Below are 23,991 nucleotides of genomic sequence, written 5' to 3'. Positions count from 1 at the left end.
CGTCACCCTCGGGTGGCGGCGAGGGCTCCCAGCGCCCGCTGCCCGGGGGGTCGTCGCACGTCGACGTGGTCGACGTGGAGGTCGTGGACGCCCAGCAGGTCGGCCAGGGCGTCGGCGCTCCAGTGGTGGGCGGTGGTGACCGCGTGGTCGAACCGGGTGCCCGGCTCCCCGTGGAAGTAGCCGACCATCAGCGAGCCGCCCGGCGCCAGGACCCGCGCCAGCTCGCCGACGAGGCGAGGCAGCTCCGCCGGTCTCGCGTGGATGAGGGAGAACCACGCCAGCACGGCGTCGAAGGATCCGTCGGCGACGGGGAGCGCCGCCAGGTCCGCGCGGACGAACGCGACCCGCGGGAACCGGGTCCGGGCGCGGTCCAGGAACCTCCTCGAGACGTCCACCGCCACGACCGGGTCGGGGCGGGCCGAGGTGAGCGCGTCGGCCCAGTGGCCCGGGCCGCACCCGGCGTCGAGCAGCCGACCCGGGTGCTCGGCGGCCCACCCGAGGATCCGGGCCCGATCCTCCGCGGCCATCTGGTCGAGCGCCCCCAGCCGGTCGGCGTACTCCTCGGCCCGGGCGTCGTACGCCGCCCCCACGTCGCTGGTCGCCACCCGCTGAGGCTAGACGCCCGCGGTCCGCCGCCCGTCCGTCGAGGAGCGGCGCAGCCCCGTCGGCCGAGCCGGTCCCTGCCCGTCGGCGGCGCAGGGCGTTGCCCCGTCGGTCGAGCAGGGCGCTCTGCGCCCGTCGTCGAGGCCACGGTCGTGTGGCGTTGGAGCGGAGCGTGGCTCACTCGCGCCGGTGGAAGCGGATGGTGCCGTCGGGGTGCCGTTCGTGGCGGTAGGCGGGGTCGTGGACTCGTCTGTGGTGGTGGCCGCAGAGGAGGCGTCCGTTGGCGAGGTCGGTCGCTCCGCCGGTGGACCAGGGCTGGTCGTGGTGGGCGTGGCACAGGGCGGGTGGGGTGGTGCAGCCGGCGGCGGTGCAGTGCTTGTCGCGCTGCTGCAGGGCGATGCGCTGCTGGGCTGAGTAGAGGCGTCGGGTGCGGCCGGCGTCGAGCGGGACCGAGGCGCCGCCCAGGACCAGGGGGATGACGCCGGCGCGGGCGGCGAGCCGACGGGCTTCGGCGGCAGTGAGTCTTGCGCCGGTGTCCAGGGTGCAGACCCCGGCGGTGTCGAGGCGGGCCAGGAGCTGGTCCAGGGTCATCGTCACCACGACGGTCGCTCCCACGCCGCCGCTCGTGGGCAGGGCGGTGGCCGGGATCCGCTCGATCAGGTCGGTGAACGCGATCCCCAGTCGAACCGGCAGCGGCTGCGACTCCACGTCTGCGGCGTTGCTGGGTGGCGGGGTCAGGGACTGCAGCATCTTGGTCAGCATGTGGCCGTGCCGGGTCGGGATCCGGAACCGCCCGTGGCAGGTGCCCTGGTCGTCCTCGCGCATCGTGAAGGTGGTCCGGCGCGCGGCGGCTGCTTCTTCTGCTTCGAGGAGGCGTCCTTCGATCTCCTCGGCCCGGTCCGGAACGATCACCTCGAGCAGGTGCCGGCCCAGGGTGCGCAGGGCGGTGGCGTCGTGGTGCGCGGCCTGACCGATCAACCACTCCTCGGCCTCGCGGCGCTCCTCGGGGGTGACGGCGAGGTCGCCGGTAGACGGGAGCAGGTCGAGGGAGGTGATGATCGCGCGGGCCTGGTCGATGCTCACGCCCCCTGCAGCCACGGCGTCGTGCAGCGGCCGGTGGGTTTCGAGGTGGGAGGCGAGGCTGAGATCGGCGCGAGCGTGGGCACGGCGCTGGCGGGTCTCGATCGCGACCCAGTCCGCGGCCGACCGGGCACCGGAGGCGTCGGTGGCGCCGGTCCGCTCGGCCTCGGCGAGGACGTCGAGACGGACTGCGTCGAGCTGGTTGGTGATGGCGGCGAGCTCGACCAGGACGTGGCGCTTCTCGGGGTCGGTGAGGCCCCACACGGGTCGCGCCCCTGGCCCGGTGAGGCGGTCCAGCCGGGTGCGCAGCCGGTCCACGAGGTCGACCAACGGGTGCGCGGGGGCACCGGTCGGGTCGTCGTGGGGGTGGCTGCTCATGGGTCCATTCTGGCAGCGACCACCGACAAGACGACGGGGTCGAGATGGCCGCTGACCTGGTCGTTCGTGGTGATCACCGGGTTTCGACGTCGGGCCTTCGGCCCTGCGAGACCGACGGGGGACCCGACCGGGGAGCGCGCCCCGGCCGAGGAGGGCGCCCCGGCGATTGACTGCACGGCATCACCTATAGGCTGTAGGCACCAGACTACGGAGGGCAGGCACGTGCGGGCGGGGTTGACGGTGGAGCGGCTGGTGACGGCGGGGGCGGAGCTGGCAGACGCGGAGGGGTTCGCGGCGGTGACGGTGTCGGCGCTGGCGCGCAGGTTCGGGGTGCGGCCGGCGAGCATCTACTCCCACCTCGCGAGCTCCGACGACCTCCGCACGCGGATCGCGCTGCTGGCGCTGGAGGAGCAGGCCGACCGGGCGGCGTACGCGCTCGCGGGCCGGTCGCGCCGGGACGCGCTGGTGGCGCTGGCCGACGTCTACCGTGACTACGCCCGGGAGCACCCGGGGCGCCACGCCGCCGCCCAGCTCCGGCTCGACCCGGAGACCGCACGGGCCAGCGCCGGGCCGCGGCACGCGGCGATGGCGCGCGCCGTCCTGATCGGGTACGCCGTGCCGGAGCCGGACCGCACCCACGCCGTGCGCCTGATCGGGGCTCTCGTGCGGGGCTTCGTCGACCTCGAGCTCGGCGGCTCCTTCGACCACAGCGAGCCCGACGCGGAGTCGTCCTGGCGGCGCTCGATCGACGCGCTCGACACCCTGCTCAGCCACTGGGAGACCCGATGACACCCCTCACCGAGCGCGAGATCCGAGCGTCGTTCGTCAACTGCTCCAAGGGCGAGGCGACCCGCGCGGGCCTGCCCGACCTGGAGACCGTGCCGTGGGCCGACCTCGACTTCCTGGGGTGGCCGGACCCCTCGGGCTCCCAGCGGGCCTACCTGGTCCTCGAGCGCGACGGGGGACTCGTCGGCCTGCAGCTGCGCCAGGGGAGCGGGGGAGGGGCGCGCAGCTCGATGTGCCAGATCTGCATCACCGCGCACTCCGGTGGCGGGGTCGCGCTGAACGTCGCCCGCAGGACCGGGGCGGCGGGGAGGAAGGGCGACTCGACCGGGCTGTGGATCTGCCGCGACCTGGCGTGCTCGCTCTACGTCCGCGGTCGCAAGGTCTCCGGGGCCGCCAGCCTGCGCGAGACCCTCTCGGTGGAGGAGGCGGTCGCCCGACTGCGTCGCAACCTCGACCAGTTCGTCGACCGGGTCCTCGCCTAGGGGAGGACCCGGGTAGGACCGGCGCCACGACCGGCCGGCGCCGGTCCTACCGCACTGTCAGTCCCGTCTGCCACCATCACGAGACACGTCGTCGGGAGGAGCAGCGGTGAGCCAGCAGGTCAGGGTCCCCATGATCGGAGTGTCCCGCGACGGCTACGCCGCCGGCCGCGACCAGTCCCTCGAGCAGCCCTTCGGCCACGCCGACCCGCGCGACCTCATGGGCTGGGCGTTCGGCACCGCCAGCTTCCCGGGTCGCACCGAGCCGGGCGGCAGCCGCGGGCTGGAGGACCTCCTGGTGCGCGAGTGGGGTCGCGACGTCGGCGCCGAGATCATGGGCCGCAACAAGTTCGGACCCCAGCGCGGGCCGTGGACGGACGAGGAGTGGCGGGGCTGGTGGGGCGACGAGCCGCCGTTCCGGACCCCGGTCCTCGTGATGACCCACCACGAGCGGCCCTCCTTCACCCTGGGGGAGACCACCTTCCACTTCGTCGCGGGCACCCCGCAGGAGGTCCTGGCGCAGGCGCTCGAGGCCGCCGACGGGCGCGACGTACGCCTCGGGGGCGGCGCCGACACCGTCCGCCAGTTCCTCGACGCCGGCCTCGTCGACTCCCTCCACGTCTCCGTCGCGCCGGTCGAGCTCGGCGGCGGGTCCCGGCTCTGGGCGTCGCCCGAGGACCTGGAGGACCGCTACCACCACGAGACCGTGGCCGGCTCCCAGGGCGTCGTGCACCACCTGTTCTGGCGCGACTGAGACGACCCGAGGAGCCTCGATGAGCACCACGACCGGCACCACCACCTGGACCAACTGGGTCGGCAACCAGACCTCGACCCCGGCCGCCACCGCCGCCCCCCGCGACGAGGCCGAGGTGGTCGCCCGGGTGCGCGAGGCCGCCGAGCGCGGGTGGGGCGTCCGCGTCGCCGGTGCCGGTCACTCCTTCACCCCCGTCGTGCCGACCGACGGCCTGCACCTGGACCTCTCGGCCATGCGCGGGGTGCTCTCGACCGACGCGGTCCGTCGACGGGCGACCGCGCTCGCCGGGACCCGGATCCACGACTTCTACGAGCCGCTGTGGGACGCGGGCCTCGCGCTGCTCAACCAGGGCGACATCGACACCCAGCACATCGCCGGGGCGGTGGCGACCTCCACGCACGGCTCGGGCACGCGCTTCACCAGCCTGTCGGGCGCCGTGCGCGGCCTGCGCGTCGTCACCGCGAGCGGCGACGTGCTCGAGATCGGCGAGGACCGACCCGACCTGCTGCACGCCGCGCAGACGTCGGTGGGGATGCTCGGCGTGGTCACGCAGGTCGAGCTCGCCGTCACCGAGGCCTACCGCCTGCGCCAGGACGTCGGGCTGCGGCCCTTCGAGGACGTGATGGAGCACTGGGACGAGCTGGTCGCCGAGCACCGCCACTTCGGCATGTTCTGGCTGCCCAGCGAGGAGTCCGGCGCGCTCTACAACCTCGACGGGCACGGCGAGCCGATGGCCGACCGGTGCTACGTCAAGGTCTACGACGAGGTCGGTCCGGAGGTCCCCGACAGCGACCTGGAGGGTCACCGCGTCGACCGGTGCTACCGGATCTTCCCGATGGTCTACGACGCCAACTTCCACGAGCTGGAGTACTTCGTCGCGCTCGACCGCGGTCCCGACGCCGTCCGGGCCATGCGGGAGCTCATGCTCACGCGGCTGCCGGAGTCGGTCTACCCGCTCGAGGTCCGCACGGTCGGCGCCGACGAGGCATGGCTCTCCCCGCAGCACGAGCAGGCCACGACCGTGATCTCGGTGTCCGGCGCCCCGGGCACCGACTACTGGGACTACCTGCGCTCGGTCGACGCGCTGCTGGCCGACTTCGGCGCCCGGCCGCACTGGGGCAAGCTGCACTTCCTCACCCCCGAGCGGCTCCACGAGCTCTACCCCCGCGCCGCCGACTTCGTCGCCCTGCGCCGCGAGCTCGACCCGCACGGGATGTTCCTCAACGACCACCTGCGCCCACTGTTCGGCTGAGGGATGCGGCGTCTGGGAGGATCGGACCATGCGCGCAGCGACCTCCCCCAGGGCCCTCCGGTGAGCGGCCGCGTCACCCGCGGCTTCCTCGGCAAGCGCCGGGGGCAGCAGGGCGACCGCCTCCCCCCGGGGCAGTACGACGTGGGCGACGGCTGGCCGACCCTGACCGCCGAGGCGACGCCGCGGGTCTCGACCGAGGAGTTCGAGCTGCGTCTCGACGGTCTCGTCGAGCACCCGAGCACGTGGTCGTGGGAGGAGCTGCGGGCGCTCCCGCGGTCGACGTACGCCGGGGACATCCACTGCGTGACCACGTGGTCGAAGTTCGACATGACCTGGACGGGCGTGAGCCTGGACCTCCTGCTCGACCAGGCCCGGCCGCGCCCCGAGGCGGCGTACGCCCTGGTGCACTCGAGCAGCGGCTACACCACCAACCTGCCGCTCGCCGACCTGCGCGACGCGAAGGCCTGGGTGGCCTGGGAGGCCGACGGCCAGCCGCTCAGCCGCGAGCACGGCGGGCCGGCGCGCCTGCTCGTGCCGCACCTCTACTTCTGGAAGTCGGCCAAGTGGGTCTCCCGGATCGAGCTGCTCGACACCGACCAGCAGGGCTTCTGGGAGCGCAACGGCTACCACGACCGCGGGGACCCGTGGGCCGAGCAGCGCTACCAGGGCGACTGAGGGCCTCATGAGCACCATCGACGAGGTCACCGCGCGGCCCACCGCCTGGACCGAGGCGCGCGTGGTCGAGATCGACCACCCGACCGCCGACACGGTGCGGCTGCGCCTGGAGCCCTCGCAGCGGCAGCGGCACCGGCCCGGTCAGCACCACCTGGTGCGACTGCGCGCGCCCGACGGCTACACGGCGCAGCGCTCCTACTCCCTGGCCTCCGACCCCGAGGACCCGCTGCTCGAGCTGCTGGTGGAGCGGCTCCCCGACGGCGAGGTGTCGGAGTTCCTCGCCGACGTGCTCGAGGTCGACGACGTGCTCGAGGTCCGCGGCCCGCTGGGTCGTTGGTTCGCCTGGGACACCACCACGCCGGCGCTCTGCCTGGTCGGCGGCACCGGCGTCGTGCCGGCGGTGAGCATGCTGCGCGCCGCCCGTCGCCTGGGTCGCGAGGACCTGCTGCGCGTCGTGGCGGTCGGGCGCGCCCCCGGCCACCTGCCGTACGCCGAGGAGCTCGCCGCCGGCGGCGCCACGATCGCCTGGACGCGGGAGCACGTGGCCGGCCGCCGGGCCGGGGCCCCCACGCGCGAGGAGGTCGCGCCGCTGCTGGCGGGCGTCGAGGTCGCGTTCGTCTGCGGGTCGGCCCGGTTCGCGGCGTACGCCGAGACGTTGCTGCAGGACTGCGGGCTCGACCCCGCCGCCATCCGCGTCGAGCGGTTCGGGCCCACGGCCTGACCGGCCGACCGGCTGCTCCGAGCGCGGTCGCTGTGGGGTGGCTCACACCCACGTGAGGATCGGGCCCCGGCGGCCGTCTCATCCTCGGTCGCGCACCACGACGGTGCGCACCCGGCCCGCCCCGCGGGCCGCGGTCGAGAGGAAGAGAGCCGTCGTGGCCCGCACCAAGCGCAACCTGTTCACGCTCCTGGGATGGGTGCTGTGGAAGCTCCTGGCCCTGGTCGGGCTGCCGATCGCCCGGCGCAAGCTCGACGAGCGTCGTGAGGCCCGCGGCCACGGGAGCCGTCGCGGACGCATCCTCGGACGCTCGCGTCGCCGCTGACGACGACGCCGTAGCCACCCGGTCCGAGCGACCCGCGGACCGACCCACCCACCCGCGCCCCGGGAACCACCCGGCGCGGCGCCAGCCTGCCCCAGCGCAGGCGGAGAGGACGACGAGATGAGCACCACCACCGACACGGGCGTCGAGCCCACCACCGAGCCCACCACCAGGACCGACGCCCCCACCTACCCCCTGCGGGCCCGCCTGGCCGCCGAGGCCTTCGGCACCCTGTGGCTGGTCCTGGGCGGCGTGGGGGCGGCCGTTCTGGCCGGTGACCAGATCGGCAACGCCGGCATCGCGGCGGCGTTCGGCCTCAGCGTGCTCACCGCGGCGTACGCCGTGGGGCACGTCTCGGGCGGCCACTTCAACCCCGCCGTCACGGTCGGCCTGGCCGTCGCGCGCCGGATCTCCTGGCGCGAGGTGCCGGCGTACGTCGTGACGCAGCTGGTCGCCGCGCTGGCCGGCGCGGGGATCGTGCTCGCGCTGGCCGAGGGCAAGGCCGGCTACCAGGTCTCGCAGGGCCTGGGTGCCAACGGCTACGGCGCCGAGTCGCCCGGTGACTACGCCTGGTGGGTCGCGGCCGTCGCCGAGGTGGTGCTGACCGCGATCTTCGTGCTGGCGATCCTGGGCGCCACCGACACGCCGGCGGCCCGCGGCTTCGCGCCCCTGAGCATCGGCCTGACCCTGACGCTGATCCACCTGGTCTCGATCCCGGTGGACGGCACCTCGGTCAACCCGGCCCGCTCGTTCGGGCCCGCACTGCTCAGCGGGGGCACCGCCCTGGGGCAGCTGTGGCTGTTCGTGGTCTTCCCGCTGGTCGGCGCGCTGTCTGCCGGGGCGGCGTACTCCTGGTTGTTCGGGCGCCGCGCCGTCGCCTCGATGGAGGAGGCGACCCGAGCCTGAGCCCGGGTCGTGCGGCTCAGGGGTGCAGGTGGTGCTCGGGCAGCCAGATCGCCGGGTCGATCGCCTGGTCCTGGCCGTGCGGGTGCACCTCGAGGTGCAGGTGGGCGCCGGTGACGTTGCCGGTCGAGCCGACGTAGCCCAGCAGCTCGCCGGCGGCCAGGCGCTGACCGGCCTCGACCCCGAAGCGGCTCTGGTGGCAGTACCAGAGCACGGTGCCGTCGTCGAGCTTCACGACCGTCTTGTTGCCGTAGGCGCCCTCGTAGCCGGTCGAGACCACGACCCCGGGACCGATCGAGTGGATCGGGGTGCCCTCGGGCGCGGCGAAGTCCAGGCCGGTGTGCACGGTGGCCCACAGGCCGCTGACCTGGCCGAAGCGGCCCGTCAGGTGGTAGCCGGTGACCGGCAGCACCCACGGGGGCGGCGGCGGGGGCTTGGCCACCAGGCGCTGGCCGGCCACGACCGTGGCCGGCGGGACCAGGCTCGCGAGGCCGACCGGGGACAGGACCCGCGACTGCGACGGGGTCCGGTCGTCGGGGGAACCGCCCGCGTTGCTCGCGTTGGCCGTCGCGGCCGCAGCGGGCACGACCAGGCAGGTGGCCACGGCGCCGGCGACGACCGTGGCCGCCGAGAGGCGGGGGCGGCGCGAACGCCGGTGGGTCGGACGGTAGGAGGGCGTGGTGGGACGAAGATGAGGAGGCATGGCAGGTGAGTTCCTCGCGGCGCCGCGGCGGCTGTGTGCGTCCCGAGACGCCGGCGCGCCAGAGGCGCGCAGCCTGCTCGTCAGAGGTCTCCATCGGGGGCACCGCGGGCGGGGACGAGCAGAAGGCGCTTCCCGCACCGGGCTGGGTGTCATGTCGCGTCGTGCGCCGCTGGGTGCGGCTGCACGGTCATCCAGTGAGCCAGGTGGGGCGGGGGAGTGCAAGTTGAGGCGTCAACCAAGGTGACCGCAGTCACGTCGTGGCGGGCGGTCCACGCTCAGCCTCGGTGCGGAACGCGACGGAGGTCACACCGGCCGGGACGCATGATCTGGCTGGGACCTCCTCCGAGGTGCCCAGGGACCTCCGCCACAAACATCCGGGCCCAGCCGGGCTAGACAGGTGGCGGGTCTTCGCCGTCCGGAGGCCCCGTCGCGGGCGCCGGAGCCCTAGCCTTTCGTCCATGGACGACACGTACACGCCCGCCTCGGGGCCGGGCATCGGCAGCACCGCCCTCGGGCGGCTGCAGATGCGTGTACCCGAGGACGACGGTTTCGAAGAGGTGATGGTCGAGCGCCGCTGGCCCGACATGGCCTCGGCCCGCGCGTGGTGCGAGCGCACCGTGCAGCGGTCCGTGCCCGGCACCACCGTCCTGGAGATCCAGGTCTTCGAGGAGAGCTGGCACCACGCCAAGTCGTGGGAGACCACCCGCCACCGTCCCGTCGCCGAGGTGCTCCAGCTCGGGGTGATCACCCAGCAGGGGTCGATCCACTGGGCCGCGCCCCGCTCGATGACCGCCCGCGCCGGGGCCCGTCACCTGATCTAGGGGCCCACCGCTGGGGCAGGATGGGTCCATGAGCACTCCCTCTCCCGACCCCTCCGGCGCCTACGACCCGGCGGGTGAGGTCACGGAGATCTGCCGCGACCTGATCCGCATCGACACCACGAACTACGGCGACGCCGAGGGTCCCGGCGAGCGCAAGGCCGCCGAGCACGTCGCGTCGCTGCTCGACGAGGTCGGCATCGAGGCCGAGCTGTGGGAGTCCGAGCCCGGGCGCACCAACGTCCTGGCCCGCTGGGGTGGCGGCACCGGTGATCCCGTCCTGGTCCACGGCCACCTCGACGTGGTCCCCGCGGACGCCGCCGACTGGCAGGTCCACCCGTTCAGCGGGGAGGTCCAGGACGGCATGGTGTGGGGCCGCGGTGCGGTCGACATGAAGGACTTCGACGCCATGCTGCTCTCCACGGTCCGGGCACGCGCCCGGGCCGGCGTGGTCCCCGACAGGCCCCTGGTGCTGTGCTTCACCGCCGACGAGGAGGCGGGTGGCCACCGTGGCGCCGGTCCGCTGGTCGAGGCCAAGCGGGAGTGGTTCGAGGACTGCACCTACGCCATCGGCGAGGTCGGCGGGTTCTCCACGACCGTGCGGGGCCGACGGCTCTACCTGGTCGAGGCGGCCGAGAAGGGGATGGCCTGGATGCGCCTGACCGCGCGCGGCCACGCCGGACACGGCTCGATGCGCCACCCCGACAACGCCGTCACCTCCCTGGCCGAGGCCGTGGCCCGGGTGGGCCGCCACGTCTGGCCGGTGCAGCTGACCCCGACGATGCGCACCCTGCTGGCCTCGGTCGGTGAGCTCGCCGGCGTCGAGGCGACGCCCGACAACGCGCTCGAGCTGGTCGAGGAGTTCGGACCCGCCGCCAGGATGATCGGCGCCGTGCTGACCCACACGACCAACCCCACGATGCTCGAGGCGGGCTACAAGGTCAACGTCGTCCCCGGCCAGGCCACCGCTCGGATCGACGGCCGCTTCCTGCCGGGCCTCAAGGACGAGTTCGTGGCCACGATGCAGGAGCTGGTCGGTCCCGACGTCGAGATCACCTTCGACAGCCTCCAGGACGGTCTCGAGACGGCGTACGACGGAGCGGTGGCCGACGCGATGACGGCCTCCATCCTCGAGGAGGACCCGGAGGGGATCGTGGCCCCCTACCTGATGAGCGGCGGCACCGACGCCAAGCACTTCACCAAGTTGGGCATGCGCGCGTTCGGGTTCGCGCCGCTGCGCCTGCCCGACGACCTGGACTTCACCGGGCTCTTCCACGGTGTCGACGAGCGGGTCCCGGTGGACGCGCTCGAGTTCGGCGCCCGGGTCTTCGACCGCTTCCTCGGCAAGCTGTAGGGCGGCGCCCCTAGAGGACGAAGGCGATCGGCTGCTGGCGGATGATCCGCCGCCGCAGCTGGACGCGCCGGGTGCCGTCGGGGGTGATCCGGAGCCGGTCCAGCTCCCACCCGCCGTGCTCGGCCCGGTCCACGAGCATCCGGGTGACGGCGCTGCGGGAGTGCTCGCGGGAGATCAGCAGCTTGTCGAACTCGTACTCCACGCCGGGGCGCAGGGCGCGACGGTGCTCGAGCTTGCGGGCCTTGGCCGAGGTCATGCGGGGTCCTTCCGTGAGGAGGAGACGTCGTCGAGAGCCAGCGATATCTCGGGGGGCAGGGTCAGGCCCTCGGTCTCGAGGGCACCGCGGAGCTGGGCCGCGGTGCGCGACCCGACGACGGGTGCGGTGACGCCGGGGCGGTCGCGCACCCACACCAACGCCACCTGGAGCGGAGTCCATCCCAGGCCGTCCGCGGCGCGGCACACCGCCTCGACCACCCCGTGCGAGCCGGGGTCGAGGTAGCGCCCCACGAAGGAGGAGAAGTGCGGGGAGGCGGCCCGCGAGTCCGCGGGCGTGCCGTGGCGGTACTTCCCGGTCAGCACCCCCCGGCCCAGCGGCGACCAGGGCAGGACACCCAGCCCCAGGGCCCGGGCCGCGGGGAGCACCTCGGCCTCGGCCGACCGGTTGAGCAGGGAGTACTCCACCTGGTGGGAGGCCAGTCCGGCGCGACCGTGGACCGCCCGCTGCCAGGTGGCGGCCTGCGCCGACTGCCAGCCGGTGTAGTTGCTGATCCCGACGTACGCCGCCCGCCCGCTGCTCTGCGCCAGGTCGAGCGCCGACAGCGTCTCCTCCAGCGGCACGTCGTCGGACCAGGTGTGCACCTGCCACAGGTCGACCGAGTCGACGCCGAGCCGGGCCAGCGACGCGTCCAGGGAGCGAAGCAGGTGACCGCGGGAGGCGTCGGTGAAGCGCTCGCCGGCACGCCGGCCGATCCCGGCCTTGGTGGCGAGCACGACCTCGTCGCGGGGCACCACGTCGCCCAGCAGCGAGCCGATCAGGCGCTCGGAGTCGCCGTCGGTGTAGCCGGCCGCGGTGTCGAGCAGGGTGCCGCCGGCCTCGTGGAAGGCGACGAGCTGCTCGCGCGCCTCGTGCTCGTCGGTGTCGCGGCCCCACGTCATCGTGCCCAGGCCCAGGCGCGACACGGACAGGCCGGTGGCGCCGAGGAACCGCTGCTGCATGGCGAAAAGGTATCCACCGGGCCGTCACCGGCGTGCCGCGGCTCGCCGTCATGTTCTCGCAAGGCGCCGGCCCTAGGGTGTGGACCGCCATGAACTACATCGACGCCGTCATCCTCGGGATCGTCGAGGGACTCACCGAGTTCCTCCCGGTCTCCAGCACCGGACACCTGACCATCGTGGAGAAGATGCTCGGCCTCAAGGTCGACGACCCGGGCGTCACGGCCTACACCGCCGTGATCCAGATGGGCGCGATCTTCGCGGTGATCCTCTACTTCTTCCGAGACATCTCCCGCATCGCGGTGGCCTGGGCCAAGGGCCTGGTCAAGCCGGAGTACCGCGGCCACTTCGACCACCGCTTCGGGTGGTACATCATCGTCGGCTCGATCCCGATCGGGATCATCGGCTTCCTGGGCAAGGACGTCATCTCCGGCCCGCTGCGCTCGCTGTGGTGGGTCGGTGGTGCGCTGGTGGTCTGGAGCGCCGCGATGGTGTACGCCGAGCGCCACGGCCGCCAGGAGCGCGGCGAGCGCGAGCTGACCATGAAGGACACCATCGTGGTCGGCCTGATGCAGTGCCTCGCGCTGGTCCCCGGCGTCTCGCGCTCCGGCGCGACCATCTCCGGCGGCCTGCTGCGCGGCCTCGACCGCGTCACCGCCACCCGGCTGAGCTTCTTCCTCTCGATCCCGGCGCTCACCGCCGCCGGGCTCTACGAGCTCAAGGACGCCCTGCACAGCTCGATCGGCGTCGGCCCGACCGTGGTCGGCACGCTGGTCAGCTTCGTCGTGGCGTACGCCGCCGTCGCGTGGCTGCTGCGCTTCGTCGCCGGGCACGCCATCACCTGGTTCGTGCCCTACCGCGTCGTGGTCGGCCTGGGCCTGCTGGTCCTGCTCGGCGCCGGCGTGGTCTCGGCGACCTGAGGGCTACAGCCAGCCGGCGCGGCGACTGATCACGAACACGGTCAGCGAGCTGAGCAGCATCAGTCCCAGCGCCATCGGGTAGCCGTAGAGCCACCCCAGCTCGGGCATGTGCGTGAAGTTCATGCCGTAGATGCCCGCCACCAGGGTGGGGGCGGCCACCAGGCCGACGGCCGCGGAGATGCGACGCATGTCGTCGTTCTGCTGGATCGAGATCTGCGCCAGGTGGGCGTCGAAGGCGGTCGAGAGCAGCTGGTCGAGGCCGTCGATCTCGTCGGCGACCCGGCTCAGGTGGTCGGCCACGTCGCGGAAGTACGGCGCCGCCTCCTCGTGCACCCCACGCACGGCGCCCACCGAGAAGCGGTTCATCGGCTCGCGCAGCGGCATCACCGCGCGGCGCATCTCGGCCAGCTCGCGCTTGAGGACGTAGATGCGGGCGGAGTCGTTGGTGCGCTCGGTGGAGAACACCGACTGCTCGACCTCGTCGACGTCCTCCTGGAGCTCGGCGGCGACCCGCTCGTAGCGGTCCACCACCTCGTCGCACACCGCGTAGACCACGGCGGAGGGACCGTGCTGGAGCACGCTGCTGGTCTCCTCGAGGTGCTGGCGGGCTCCGGTCAGCCCGCCGCCCTCGCCGTGACGGACGCTGATCACGAAGTCGTGGCCCACGAAGAGGCTGATCTCGCCGGTCTCGACGGCGTCCTGCTCGTCGACGTACCAGAGGGTCTTGAGCACGATGAACAGCGACTCGTCGTACTTCTCCACCTTGGGGCGCTGGTGGGCGCGCAGGGCGTCCTCGACCGCGAGGGGGTGCAGGTCGTAGAGCTCCTGGACGGCCGCGAGCTCCTCGGCCGAGGGGTCGTGCAGGCCCACCCAGGCGAAGTCGTCGGCCTCGGTCGCACGGCGGCGAACGCTCGCCAGGTCGTGGGTCTCGCACCCGACCTCGACCCGCTCGCCCCGGCGGTACAGCGCGTTGTCCACGATCACAGGCAGCAGGCTAAGGGGTGGGACGTACGCTCTGGCCCCATGGCCACCGTGATCCTCGCGCGTCACGGACGCACCGCCGCCAACGCCACGGGCGTGCTGGCCGGTCGCAGTCCGGGCGTGCACCTCGACGAGACCGGGCAGCAGCAAGCCGCCACCGCCGCCGGACGCCTGACGGGGCTGACCCTGAGCGCGGTCGTCTCCAGCCCGCTCGACCGCTGCCAGGAGACCTCGGCCCTGCTGGCCCCCGACCACGTCGCCCAGCTCGAGGACCGGCTGCTGGAGTGCGACTACGGCGACTGGACCGGGCGCGAGCTCAAGGTCCTGGCCAAGGAGAAGCTCTGGCGCACCGTGCAGGCCCAGCCCTCGGCCGTGCGCTTCCCCGGCGGGGAGTCGATGCCGGAGATGTCGGCGCGGGCCGTGTCGGCCGTGCGGGACCGCGACGCCGCCCTCGACGCGGAGGTCGGCGAGCACGCGGTCTGGCTGGCGGTCTCCCACGGCGACGTGATCAAGGCGATCCTGGCCGACGCGCTCGGGATGCACCTCGACGCCTTCCAGCGGATCACGGTCGATCCCGCGAGCCTGTCGGTCGTCCGCTACACGCCCCACCGGGCGTTCGTGGTCACCATGAACTCCCACTCCGGGTCCCTGACGCACCTGGCCTCCAAGCCGCGCCGCCGGCGCTCGCGCACCAGCGACGCGGTGGTCGGCGGGGGAGCCGGTCCGGAGACGCCGACCACCTCGGGCACCGCCGCCCCCACCGCCTAGAGTCGAGCCCATGCCCGTCATCCACCGCTACGACCCTCCCGAGCGCTTCGTGCCCGGGACCGTCGGCGAGCCCGGTGCCCGCACCTTCTTCCTGCAGGCCCGCTCCGGCGCCCAGGTCACCTCGGTGGCCCTGGAGAAGCAGCAGGTGCAGATCCTCGGCGAGCGCGTCGCCGAGCTGCTGGACGAGCTGATCGCCACCGAGGACACCCGCGGGACCGTCCCGGCCATGACCCCCGTGGACCTGATCGACGTCGAGCCCCTCGAGCAGCCGATCGAGGAGGAGTTCCGCGCCGGCACGATCACGCTGTCGTGGGACCTCGAGGACGAGCGCGTGGTCATCGAGGTCTTCCCGGTGGTCGAGGTCGAGGTCGAGCTGCCGGTCGAGGCGGCGGAGCAGGAGCTGATCGACCTCCCGATCGAGGAGCCCGAGCCCGACGAGGTGCTGCTGGTCCGGCTGCCGGCCGCGATGGCGCGCTCGTTCGCGGCGCGGGCCGAGTCGGTCGTGGCCGCCGGACGCGCGCCCTGCCCGTTCTGCGGGGGGCCGGTCGACGCGGGGGGCCACCTGTGCCCGCGCGCCAACGGGTTCCGGCGCACCGCAGGCCCCCTCGGCCCGAACAGCTAGGTCGGGGACCGCTGCGATGGCGCCCGACCCGGGGGTCCTGCTCGACGGCGAGCTGACCGTGGTGGGCCGGATCATGCCGGCCTCCAACCAGACCTTCCTTACCGAGCTGGGCCCGCTGGGCCTGCGCTGCGTCTACAAGCCGCGCTCGGGTGAACGGCCGCTGTGGGACTTCGCCGACGGCACCCTGGCCTCGCGGGAGTACGCCGCCTGGGTCGTCTCGGACCACCTCGGCTGGGACGTCGTCCCGCCGACGGTCCTGCGTGACGGCCCGGTCGGTCCCGGGATGGTGCAGCTGTGGATGGACACCGAGGAGGACGTCGACGCCGTCGACGTGATCGCCGAGGGACCGCTGCCCGAGGGCTACCTCCACGTCCTGGACGCCACCGGCGCCCGCGACGAGCCGGTGATGCTGGTCCACGAGGACTCGGCCCCGCTGCGGCGGATGGCGGTCTTCGACGTGATCACGAACAACACCGACCGCAAGGGCGGACACGTGCTGCCGATCGCGGGCGGCCACCGCCACGGGGTCGACCACGGGGTCTGCTTCCACGTCGATGACAAGCTGCGCACGGTGCTGTGGGGCTGGGCCGGCTACGCCCTCTCCGAGGAGGAGCGGGCCGGGGTGGAGTCGGTCCTGGACGGCCTGACCGGCCCGGACGCGCAGCTGCGGGACCGGCTGGAGGACCTGCTCGCCGTGGCCGAGGTCGACGCCGTGGCGCGGCGCTGCCAGCGGCTGCTGCGGGCCGGCGGGTTCCCGGTGCCCGAGGGCGGCTGGCCCGCCATCCCCTGGCCCCCCTTCTGAGGTGACCGGCCGATAGTCTCGGGCGCATGCGTGCCTGGACCTCCCCGACCGTCCCGTCCCTCCCCGACGGCCCCGGCGGCTCGGGCGGCCCCGGTGGGGTCGTCGGTCCCGCGGTCCGGGTGCACGACAGCGCGACCGGCGCCCTGCGCGAGGTCACGCCGATGGAGGGCCCGGCCCGCTTCTACGTCTGCGGGATCACGCCGTACGACGCCACCCACATGGGCCACGCCGCGACGTACGTCGCCTTCGACCTGCTCAACCGGGCCTGGCGCAGCGCCGGCCACGAGGTGCGCTTCGTCCAGAACGTGACCGACGTCGACGACCCGCTGCTCGAGCGTGCCCAGCGCGACGGTGAGGACTGGGTCGCGCTGGCCGAGCGCGAGACCGAGCTGTTCCGCACCGACATGGAGGCCCTGCGGGTGCTCGCCCCCGACGCCTACGTCGGCGCCGTGGAGTCGATCCCGCTGGTGGTCGCGATGGTGGAGCAGCTGCGCGAGCAGGGCAGCGTGTACGCCGTGCCGTCCGACGACGGGGCCGCCGACGACCTCTACTTCTCGGTCACCCACGACCCCGCCTTCGGGCAGGTCTCGGGCTGGGACCGCGACCAGATGGCGGTCGTCTTCGCCGAGCGTGGGGGAGACCCCGAGCGCCCCGGCAAGAAGGACCCGCTGGACTGCCTGCTGTGGCGCGCCGAGCGCCCCGGCGAGCCCGCGTGGGACACCTCCCTGGGCCGCGGCCGTCCCGGCTGGCACGTCGAGTGCGCCGCGATCGCCCGCGACCACCTCGGGGCCGCCTTCGAGGTGCAGGGCGGCGGGTCCGACCTGGTCTTCCCCCACCACGAGATGAGCGCCTCGGAGGCCCAGGTCGCCGACCCGGAGCACCCGTTCGCGCGGGCCTACGTCCACGCCGGGATGGTCGGCCTGGACGGGGAGAAGATGTCGAAGTCCAAGGGCAACCTGGTCCTGGTCTCCCGGCTGCGCGAGTCGGGCCTGGACCCCCGCGTCATCCGCCTGGCCCTGATGTCGCACCACTACCGCCGCGACTGGAGCTGGACCGACGCCGACGTCACCACGGCCCAGGAGCGCCTCCACGCCTGGTCCGAGGCGGTCGACCGGCCCGAGGGCGCGGCCACGGCCGAGCTGGTGACCGGGGTGCTGGGCGCCCTGGCCGAGGACCTCGACGCCGCCTCGGCCCTGGACCTCGTCGACGGGTGGGCCCGGCGCACGCGGGAGGGCGACGCGTCCGAGGCCGGTGCCGGCGACGTCGTGCGCCGGATGGTCGACGCCGCGCTGGGCGTCGACCTCTGACTCACTCGGGGCGCTCGGGCCGGTCGCGGCGCTTGAGGTAGCGCTCGAACTCGCGCGCGATCGCCTCGCCGCTGGCCTCGGGCAGGTCCGAGGCGTCCTGGCTCTCCTCGAGGTTGCGGACGTACTCCGCGACGTCCTCGTCCTCCTCGGCGAGCTCGGCCACGCCACGCTCCCAGGCCCGGCTGTCCTCGACGAGGTCGCCGAGCGGGATCGTGGTCTCGAGCATGTCCTCGACGTGCTGCACGAGCGCCAGCGTCGCCTTGGGGCACGGCGGCTGGGGGAGGTAGTGGGGGACCGCCGCCCAGAACGACACCGCCGGGATGTCCAGGCGCTGGCAGGCGTCCTGGAGCACGCCCACGATCCCGGTGGGCCCCTCGTACGTCGCGGGCTCGAGCGTGAGCCGGTCCTCGAGGTCCAGCTCGGTCGCGGTGCCGCTGACCTGGATCGGGCGGGTGTGCGGCGTCTCGGCGAGCAGGGCACCCAGGGTCACGACCACCTGAACCCCCAGGTCGTCGGCGCAGGCCAGCAGCTCGGCGCAGAACTGGCGCCACCGCATGTTGGGCTCGATGCCGCGCAGCAGCACCACGTCGCGCTTGGAACCGGGCGGCCGCGCGACGTAGACCTGCGTCGAGGGCCAGGTGATCCGGCGCATCCCGGCGTCGTCGAGGCCCACGACCGGCCGGTTGACCTGGAAGTCGTAGAACTCGTCGGGGTCGATCACCGACACGACCTGGGCGTCCCAGACGTCGATCAGGTGGTCCACGACCCCGGTGGCCGCGCCAGCGGCGTCGTTCCACCCCTCGAAGGCGGCGATCATGACGGGGTCGGTGAGGCGCGGCACGTCCTCGATCTCGATCACCCCGACACCCTAGGCCGCCGGGGAAACCACCCGCAGCACGACGCGGCGCCCGTCACGGCGCCGTCCTCGGGCACCGAGCGCCGCTCACGTCGGGGTCATGATGTGGGAGCGGTCGGGCACTCCTCGGTCCAGTGCCTACCCTGGAGGGTGCCCGACACCCTCGGCGCGCCCCGCTCGACCACCGCCCCCAGCGATCCGGAGACCACGTGACCGACCTGTCCACCACCGAACGCCCCGGCGTGCGCGACGAGCAGCGTCCCGACGCCACCGAGGACCTGTCGCGCATCCTGGCCGAGCGCATCCTGGTCATCGACGGCGCCATGGGGACGATGATCCAGGGGCACGGTCTGGACGAGGGCGACTACCGCGGCGAGCGCTTCGCCGACTGGGACAGCGACGTGCGCGGCAACAGCGACCTGCTCAGCCTGACCCAGCCCGAGGTGATCCGGTCCATCCACCGGGAGTACCTCGAGTCCGGCGCCGACGTGGTCGCCACCAACACCTTCAACGCCCAGCGGATCTCCCAGGCCGACTACGGCATGGAGGAGCTCGCCTACGAGATGAACCTCGCCGCGGCGCGGCTGGCCCGCGAGGCCGCCGACGCGGTGACCGCCGACCAGCCCGACCGGCCCCGCTTCGTCGCCGGCGGGCTCGGTCCGACCAACCGGACCGCCTCGATCTCGCCCGACGTCAACGACCCGGGGTTCCGCAACGTCAGCTACGAGCAGCTCGTCGCGGCGTACGCCGAGCAGGCCGCCGGCCTCGTCGACGGCGGCGTCGACCTGCTGCTGGTCGAGACCATCTTCGACACCCTCAACGCCAAGGCGGCGATCTTCGCCCTGGAGACGCTCTTCGAGGAGCGCGGCCGCCGCTGGCCGGTGATCCTGTCGGGCACCATCACCGACGCCTCGGGCCGCACGCTGTCGGGCCAGGTCACCGAGGCCTTCTGGAACTCCGTGCGCCACGCCCGCCCGCTGGCCGTGGGCCTCAACTGCGCCCTCGGCGCGGCCGAGATCCGGCCCTACCTCGCCGAGCTCTCCCGGGTGGCCGACTGCTTCGTGTCCTGCTACCCCAACGCCGGGCTGCCCAACGCCTTCGGTGAGTACGACGAGACCCCCGACCAGATGTCCCAGGTGCTGGCCGAGTTCGTCGACGCCGGCCTGGTCAACCTGGTGGGCGGCTGCTGCGGCACCACCCCGGACCACATCCGCCGCATCGGCGACGTCGTGTCGGGCGCGGCACCCCGCGAGCGCGCCGACGTGCGCCCGGCGATGCGGCTCTCGGGCCTGGAGCCGCTGACGATCGACGGGGACTCCCTGTTCGTCAACATCGGCGAGCGCACCAACATCACCGGCTCGGCCCGGTTCCGCAACCTGATCAAGGACGGCGACTACGACACCGCGCTCTCGGTGGCGGCCCAGCAGGTCGAGGCCGGCGCGCAGGTCATCGACGTCAACATGGACGAGGGCATGATCGACGGCGTCGCGGCGATGGACCGCTTCACCAAGCTGATCGCGGGCGAGCCCGACATCAGCCGGGTCCCAGTGATGGTCGACTCCTCCAAGTGGGAGGTCATCGAGGCCGGTCTGCGCTGCATCCAGGGCAAGCCGATCGTGAACTCGATCTCGATGAAGGAGGGCGAGGAGAAGTTCCGCGAGCAGGCCCGCCTGTGCCGCAAGTACGGCGCCGCCGCCGTCGTGATGGCCTTCGACGAGCAGGGCCAGGCCGACGACCTCGAGCGCCGCAAGGAGATCTGCGGCCGGGCCTACCGGATCCTGGTCGAGGAGGTCGGCTTCCCGGCCGAGGACATCATCTTCGACCCCAACTGCTTCGCCCTGGCCACGGGCATCGAGGAGCACGCCAACTACGGCGTCGACTTCATCGAGGCCACCCGGTGGATCAAGGCCAACCTGCCCGGGGCACTGGTCTCGGGCGGCATCTCCAACGTCTCGTTCTCCTTCCGGGGCAACAACCCGGTGCGCGAGGCGATCCACTCGGTGTTCCTCTTCCACGCCATCCAGGCGGGTCTGGACATGGGCATCGTCAACGCGGGCGCGCTGGTGGTCTACGACGAGATCGAGCCCGCCCTGCGCGAGCGCATCGAGGACGTCGTGCTCAACCGGCGCCCCGACGCGGCCGAGCGGCTGCTCGAGATCGCCGAGGAGCACCGGGGGAGCGGGGAGAAGCAGGAGGCCGCTGCGCTGGAGTGGCGCTCGCTGCCCGTCGAGGAGCGGATCACCCACGCGCTGGTCAAGGGTCTCGACGCCGACGTCGAGTCCGACACCGAGGAGCTCCGTGCGCTGATCGCCGGACGCGGCGGCCGCCCCATCGAGGTCATCGAGGGCCCGCTGATGGCCGGCATGAACGTCGTCGGCGACCTCTTCGGGGCCGGCAAGATGTTCCTGCCCCAGGTGGTGAAGTCCGCGCGCGTGATGAAGAAGGCCGTGGCCTACCTGATCCCGTTCATCGAGGAGGAGAAGGCCGCCCTGATCGCGGCCGGCGACTCCGCGCTCGCCGACACCAAGGGCACCAACGGCACGATCGTGATGGCCACCGTCAAGGGCGACGTCCACGACATCGGCAAGAACATCGTGGGCGTGGTGCTGCAGTGCAACAACTACGAGGTGATCGACCTCGGCGTGATGGTGCCGGCGCAGAAGATCCTCGACAAGGCCAAGGAGGTCGGCGCCGACCTGATCGGCCTCTCCGGCCTGATCACCCCCTCGCTGGACGAGATGGTCAACTTCGCCTCCGAGATGGAGCGCCAGGGCTTCGACATCCCGCTGCTGATCGGTGGTGCGACCACCTCGCGGGCCCACACGGCCGTCAAGGTGACCCCGCGCTACAAGGGTCCGGTGCTCTGGGTCAAGGACGCCTCGCGCTCCGTCCCGGTCGCCGCGGCGCTGCTCTCGCCCGACCGGCGCGGCAAGCTGCTCGCCGACACCGAGGCCGACTACGACTCGCTGCGCCAGCGCCACGCGGGCAAGACCCAGCGCAAGCTGCTGCCCCTCGAGGACGCCCGGGCCGACCGCACCGACGTCGACTGGTCGGCGTACACCCCTCCGGTGCCGGCGCTGGTCGCCGAGGGCGACGGCGGGCCGGTCACGCGCCTGTTCGAGGACTACGACCTCGCCGAGCTGCGGCAGTACATCGACTGGCAGCCGTTCTTCAACGCCTGGGAGATGAAGGGCAAGTTCCCCGACATCCTCAACAACCCGGCCAGCGGCGAGACCGCGCGCAAGCTCTACGAGGACGCGCAGACGATGCTCGACACGATGATCGCGGAGAAGTGGGTCACCGCCACCGGGGTGATCGGCTTCTTCCCGGCCAGCGCGGTCGGCGACGACATCGAGGTCTACCGCGACGCCGGGCGCACCGAGGTCCTCACCGTGCTCCACCAGCTGCGCCAGCAGGGCGAGCACCGCGAGGGCGTCCCGCACCGCAGCCTGGCCGACTACGTCGCCCCGAAGGAGACGGGTCTGCTCGACCACGTCGGTGGGTTCGCGGTGACGGCCGGCCTCGGCAGCCGCGAGCGGGTCGAGGCGTTCCGGGCGGCCCACGACGACTACAGCGCGATCCTGCTGGAGTCCCTGGCCGACCGGCTCGCGGAGGCGTTCGCCGAGCGGATGCACCAGCGGGTCCGCACCGAGCTGTGGGGCCACGCGCCCGACGAGCAGCTGGCCGGCGCGGACCTGATCGCCGAGCGCTACTCCGGCATCCGACCCGCCCCCGGCTACCCGGCGTGCCCCGAGCACACCGAGAAGCTGACCCTGTGGGACCTGCTCGACGTGCGCGAGCGCACCGGGATCGAGCTGACCGAGTCGATGGCGATGTGGCCGGGCGCGTCGGTCAGCGGCTGGTACTTCTCCCACCCGCAGTCGCAGTACTTCGTCGTGGGTCGCCTGGGCCGCGACCAGGTGCAGTCCTACGCCGAGCGCAAGGGCTGGACCCTGGCCGAGGCGGAGCGCTGGCTCTCGGCCAACCTCGGCTACGACCCGGAGGACTGAGGGCGCGTCGGGCGCTGAGAGGATGCTCGCCGTGAGCACCGACCACGCCCGTGCGCTGCCCCCGGCCGTCCTGTGGGACATGGACGGGACGCTGGTCGACACCGAGCCCTACTGGATGACGTGCGAGTGGCGCCTGGCCGAGAAGTACGGCGGTTCCTGGAGCGACGAGCACGCCCTGGCCGTCGTGGGCGGTGACCTGCTCGACTCGGCGACCTACATGGCCGAGCACATGGGCATCGACCGCACCCCGCGCCAGATCGTCGAGGAGCTCCTCGACGGCGTGATCGAGATGGTCGAGCAGGAGATCCCCTGGCGCCCCGGTGCGCGCGAGCTGCTGGCCGCGCTCGGCGAGGCCTCGGTGCCGTGCGCCCTGGTGACCATGTCGTGGCGACGTTTCGTCGACCCCGTCCTGGCCGCCCTGCCGGACGGGTCGTTCGAGGTCCTGGTCTGCGGCGACGAGGTGTCCCACGGCAAGCCCCACCCGGAGCCCTACCTCCGCGCCGCCGAGCTCCTCGGCGTCGAGCCGGCCCACGCGGTGGCGGTCGAGGACTCCCCGACGGGCGCCGCCTCCGCCGCGGCCGCCGGCTGCCACGTCCTCGTCGTCCCGCACCACGTGCCGGTGCCCACCGGCGACCGACGCGTCCACCGTGACTCCCTGGTGGGTCTCGGCCCCCAGGACCTCCTCGGCCTGTTCTGACGCAGGCGGTCCTGGCCCCTGCTCCCGGACGTCAGGCGGGGCGTCGCCGGGTCAGCCCGCCCGGGGCACCACGGGAACCGGGAGGGGCGGCGGGGTGCCGCCGTACGCCGGGCAGAGCTCGGTGAAGCTGCACCACCGGCAGGCGGGGCCGGGGTTGGGCAGCCACTCGCCGGTCTCGTGGGCGTGCCCGACCGCCACCCACAGCGCGTCGAGCAGCCGCTCGGTCGCCAGCAGGTCCTCGACGTCGGGGCGGTAGCCGAGCACCTGGCCGTCGGCGAGGTAGAGCAGCTGGAGCAGGGTCGGCACCACGCCGCGCGAGCGCCAGAGCACCAGGGCGTAGAACCGCATCTGGAACAGCGCCCGGCCCTCGAACCCGGGGGAGGGGGAGCGTCCCGTCTTGTAGTCCACGACCCGCACGGCCCCGTCGGGCGCCACGTCGACCCGGTCCACGATCCCGCGCAGCAGCAGCCGCGAGTCCAGCACCGTCTCGACGTAGGTCTCGCGCTCGGCCGGCTCCAGCCGCCGCGGGTCCTCCAGGTCGAAGTAGGACCTCAGGCTGCTCCGGCAGGTCTCCAGCCACGACCCCTCCTCGTCGGGGGTCCCGGCGAGCGGCCCCGGGGAGTCCGCGAACAGGGTGTCCGCCCCGGGCTCGGCGGCGCGGACCTCGGCCCACGCGGCCGGCACCATCGCGGCGGCGCGCTCGGGCGTGCGCTCGGGGACCGGCAGGTCGAAGAGCAGCTCCAGGACCCGGTGCACGACCGTCCCGCGCAGCGCCGCCGCTGAGGGGCGCTCCGGGAGCCGGTCCACCGTGCGCAGGCGGTAGAGCAGCGGGCAGGTCCGGAAGTCGCCGGCCCGGCTCGGGGAGAGCGAGCCGACCACGTCCACGCCGTCCACGTGCGTGCGGCCGTCGCCGAACGGGGGTGCTGACTCGTCCACCCCGTCACCGTAGGGCCCACCCCCGACAGCTGCGCCCGACAGGGCGCCCCCGCTC

Annotated in this window: 25 protein-coding genes; 17 read left to right on the top strand and 8 right to left on the bottom strand. The window is 73.4% G+C overall.

Annotated features, from left to right (window positions below; all coding sequences use genetic code 11):
* Nucleotides 1–2: 2 nt before the first annotated feature.
* Nucleotides 3–605: a class I SAM-dependent methyltransferase gene (locus tag ACYVDA_RS15240; RefSeq protein ID WP_460819269.1), complete on the bottom strand. Its 603-nt coding sequence runs from the start codon at nt 603–605 to the stop codon at nt 3–5.
* A gap of 175 nt (nt 606–780) precedes the next feature.
* Complete coding sequence (locus tag ACYVDA_RS15235; protein WP_460819268.1) at nt 781–2,061, bottom strand: HNH endonuclease signature motif containing protein; 1,281 nt, start codon at nt 2,059–2,061, stop codon at nt 781–783.
* A 252-nt stretch (nt 2,062–2,313) separates the two neighbouring features.
* On the opposite strand from ACYVDA_RS15235, the gene ACYVDA_RS15230 reads away from it, so the two are divergent.
* The 8 genes from ACYVDA_RS15230 to aqpZ all read left to right on the top strand — a co-directional run bounded on the left by ACYVDA_RS15230 (nt 2,314) and on the right by aqpZ (nt 7,953).
* Nucleotides 2,314–2,850: a TetR/AcrR family transcriptional regulator gene (locus ACYVDA_RS15230; protein WP_460819267.1), complete on the top strand. Its 537-nt coding sequence runs from the start codon at nt 2,314–2,316 to the stop codon at nt 2,848–2,850.
* On the top strand, nt 2,847–3,329 hold the full coding sequence (locus ACYVDA_RS15225; protein WP_460819266.1) for an FBP domain-containing protein: 483 nt from the start codon (nt 2,847–2,849) through the stop codon (nt 3,327–3,329). Before ACYVDA_RS15230 ends, ACYVDA_RS15225 begins: the two co-directional genes overlap by 4 nt.
* 130 nt (nt 3,330–3,459) lie before the next feature.
* On the top strand, nt 3,460–4,080 hold the full coding sequence (locus ACYVDA_RS15220) for a dihydrofolate reductase family protein (protein WP_460819265.1): 621 nt from the start codon (nt 3,460–3,462) through the stop codon (nt 4,078–4,080).
* Nucleotides 4,081–4,099: 19 nt separating this feature from the next.
* On the top strand, nt 4,100–5,332 hold the full coding sequence (locus ACYVDA_RS15215) for a D-arabinono-1,4-lactone oxidase (protein WP_460819264.1): 1,233 nt from the start codon (nt 4,100–4,102) through the stop codon (nt 5,330–5,332).
* Between the two features lie 60 nt (nt 5,333–5,392).
* Nucleotides 5,393–6,007: a sulfite oxidase-like oxidoreductase gene (locus ACYVDA_RS15210; RefSeq protein ID WP_460819263.1), complete on the top strand. Its 615-nt coding sequence runs from the start codon at nt 5,393–5,395 to the stop codon at nt 6,005–6,007.
* A 7-nt stretch (nt 6,008–6,014) separates the two neighbouring features.
* Nucleotides 6,015–6,728 carry an FAD-binding oxidoreductase gene (locus ACYVDA_RS15205; protein WP_460819262.1) on the top strand — a complete coding sequence of 238 codons (714 nt, stop codon included), beginning with the start codon at nt 6,015–6,017 and terminating at the stop codon, nt 6,726–6,728.
* Nucleotides 6,729–6,882: 154 nt separating this feature from the next.
* The gene (locus ACYVDA_RS15200) at nt 6,883–7,050 is read left to right on the top strand and encodes a hypothetical protein (RefSeq protein WP_460819261.1); all 168 of its coding nucleotides are present in this window, start codon (nt 6,883–6,885) and stop codon (nt 7,048–7,050) included.
* A 117-nt stretch (nt 7,051–7,167) separates the two neighbouring features.
* Nucleotides 7,168–7,953, top strand: a complete 786-nt coding sequence (gene aqpZ / locus ACYVDA_RS15195) for an aquaporin Z (protein WP_460819260.1) — start codon at nt 7,168–7,170, stop codon at nt 7,951–7,953.
* Between the two features lie 16 nt (nt 7,954–7,969).
* Here aqpZ and ACYVDA_RS15190 read toward each other — a convergent pair whose 3' ends face one another.
* The gene (locus tag ACYVDA_RS15190) at nt 7,970–8,653 is read right to left on the bottom strand and encodes a M23 family metallopeptidase (RefSeq protein WP_460819259.1); all 684 of its coding nucleotides are present in this window, start codon (nt 8,651–8,653) and stop codon (nt 7,970–7,972) included.
* 458 nt (nt 8,654–9,111) lie between these two features.
* On the opposite strand from ACYVDA_RS15190, the gene ACYVDA_RS15185 reads away from it, so the two are divergent.
* The gene (locus ACYVDA_RS15185; protein ID WP_460819258.1) at nt 9,112–9,474 is read left to right on the top strand and encodes a hypothetical protein; all 363 of its coding nucleotides are present in this window, start codon (nt 9,112–9,114) and stop codon (nt 9,472–9,474) included.
* 28 nt (nt 9,475–9,502) lie between these two features.
* On the top strand, nt 9,503–10,825 hold the full coding sequence (locus ACYVDA_RS15180) for a M20/M25/M40 family metallo-hydrolase (protein WP_460819257.1): 1,323 nt from the start codon (nt 9,503–9,505) through the stop codon (nt 10,823–10,825).
* 10 nt (nt 10,826–10,835) lie between these two features.
* Here the strand turns inward: ACYVDA_RS15180 and ACYVDA_RS15175 are convergent, their stop codons facing one another.
* Both ACYVDA_RS15175 and ACYVDA_RS15170 read right to left on the bottom strand, forming a co-directional pair.
* Complete coding sequence (locus ACYVDA_RS15175; RefSeq protein WP_460819256.1) at nt 10,836–11,081, bottom strand: DUF5703 family protein; 246 nt, start codon at nt 11,079–11,081, stop codon at nt 10,836–10,838.
* Nucleotides 11,078–12,040 (bottom strand): aldo/keto reductase, encoded by a 963-nt coding sequence (locus tag ACYVDA_RS15170; RefSeq protein ID WP_460819255.1) that lies wholly within the window; start codon nt 12,038–12,040, stop codon nt 11,078–11,080. The genes ACYVDA_RS15175 and ACYVDA_RS15170 overlap by 4 nt, the downstream gene beginning before the upstream one ends.
* Before the next feature lie 89 nt (nt 12,041–12,129).
* Here ACYVDA_RS15170 and ACYVDA_RS15165 point away from each other — a divergent pair, with 89 nt between their 5' ends.
* A complete protein-coding gene (locus tag ACYVDA_RS15165) occupies nt 12,130–12,957 on the top strand; it encodes an undecaprenyl-diphosphate phosphatase (RefSeq protein ID WP_460819254.1) in 828 nt (275 codons plus the stop codon).
* Nucleotides 12,958–12,960: 3 nt separating this feature from the next.
* Here the strand turns inward: ACYVDA_RS15165 and corA are convergent, their stop codons facing one another.
* Nucleotides 12,961–13,941 carry a magnesium/cobalt transporter CorA gene (gene corA / locus ACYVDA_RS15160; RefSeq protein WP_460819252.1) on the bottom strand — a complete coding sequence of 327 codons (981 nt, stop codon included), beginning with the start codon at nt 13,939–13,941 and terminating at the stop codon, nt 12,961–12,963.
* Between the two features lie 39 nt (nt 13,942–13,980).
* On the opposite strand from corA, the gene ACYVDA_RS15155 reads away from it, so the two are divergent.
* Genes ACYVDA_RS15155 through mshC form a run of 4 tightly spaced genes read left to right on the top strand, consistent with a single transcriptional unit; the run spans nt 13,981 to nt 17,437 of the window.
* Entirely contained in the window at nt 13,981–14,706 is a 726-nt protein-coding gene (locus ACYVDA_RS15155; RefSeq protein WP_460819251.1) for an MSMEG_4193 family putative phosphomutase, read from the top strand.
* 10 nt (nt 14,707–14,716) lie between these two features.
* The gene (locus tag ACYVDA_RS15150) at nt 14,717–15,328 is read left to right on the top strand and encodes a DUF3090 family protein (protein WP_460819250.1); all 612 of its coding nucleotides are present in this window, start codon (nt 14,717–14,719) and stop codon (nt 15,326–15,328) included.
* 16 nt (nt 15,329–15,344) lie between these two features.
* Nucleotides 15,345–16,130: an SCO1664 family protein gene (locus ACYVDA_RS15145; protein ID WP_460819249.1), complete on the top strand. Its 786-nt coding sequence runs from the start codon at nt 15,345–15,347 to the stop codon at nt 16,128–16,130.
* A gap of 26 nt (nt 16,131–16,156) precedes the next feature.
* Nucleotides 16,157–17,437, top strand: coding sequence for a cysteine--1-D-myo-inosityl 2-amino-2-deoxy-alpha-D-glucopyranoside ligase (mshC, locus tag ACYVDA_RS15140; protein ID WP_460819248.1), 1,281 nt, complete (start codon nt 16,157–16,159; stop codon nt 17,435–17,437).
* A gap of 1 nt (nt 17,438) precedes the next feature.
* Here mshC and ACYVDA_RS15135 read toward each other — a convergent pair whose 3' ends face one another.
* Nucleotides 17,439–18,296 carry a PAC2 family protein gene (locus ACYVDA_RS15135; RefSeq protein ID WP_460819247.1) on the bottom strand — a complete coding sequence of 286 codons (858 nt, stop codon included), beginning with the start codon at nt 18,294–18,296 and terminating at the stop codon, nt 17,439–17,441.
* Nucleotides 18,297–18,502: 206 nt separating this feature from the next.
* On the opposite strand from ACYVDA_RS15135, the gene metH reads away from it, so the two are divergent.
* Complete coding sequence (metH, locus tag ACYVDA_RS15130; RefSeq protein ID WP_460819246.1) at nt 18,503–22,303, top strand: methionine synthase; 3,801 nt, start codon at nt 18,503–18,505, stop codon at nt 22,301–22,303.
* Between the two features lie 31 nt (nt 22,304–22,334).
* Complete coding sequence (locus ACYVDA_RS15125; RefSeq protein WP_460819245.1) at nt 22,335–23,000, top strand: HAD family hydrolase; 666 nt, start codon at nt 22,335–22,337, stop codon at nt 22,998–23,000.
* 51 nt (nt 23,001–23,051) lie between these two features.
* Here ACYVDA_RS15125 and ACYVDA_RS15120 read toward each other — a convergent pair whose 3' ends face one another.
* Nucleotides 23,052–23,936, bottom strand: a complete 885-nt coding sequence (locus tag ACYVDA_RS15120) for a RecB family exonuclease (protein WP_460819244.1) — start codon at nt 23,934–23,936, stop codon at nt 23,052–23,054.
* Nucleotides 23,937–23,991 lie beyond the last annotated feature (55 nt).

It is taken from the genome of Nocardioides korecus, from assembly GCF_054778395.1.
Note: the sequence above shows the minus strand (reverse complement) of the source record. Positions and strands in the feature narration are given on the sequence as shown.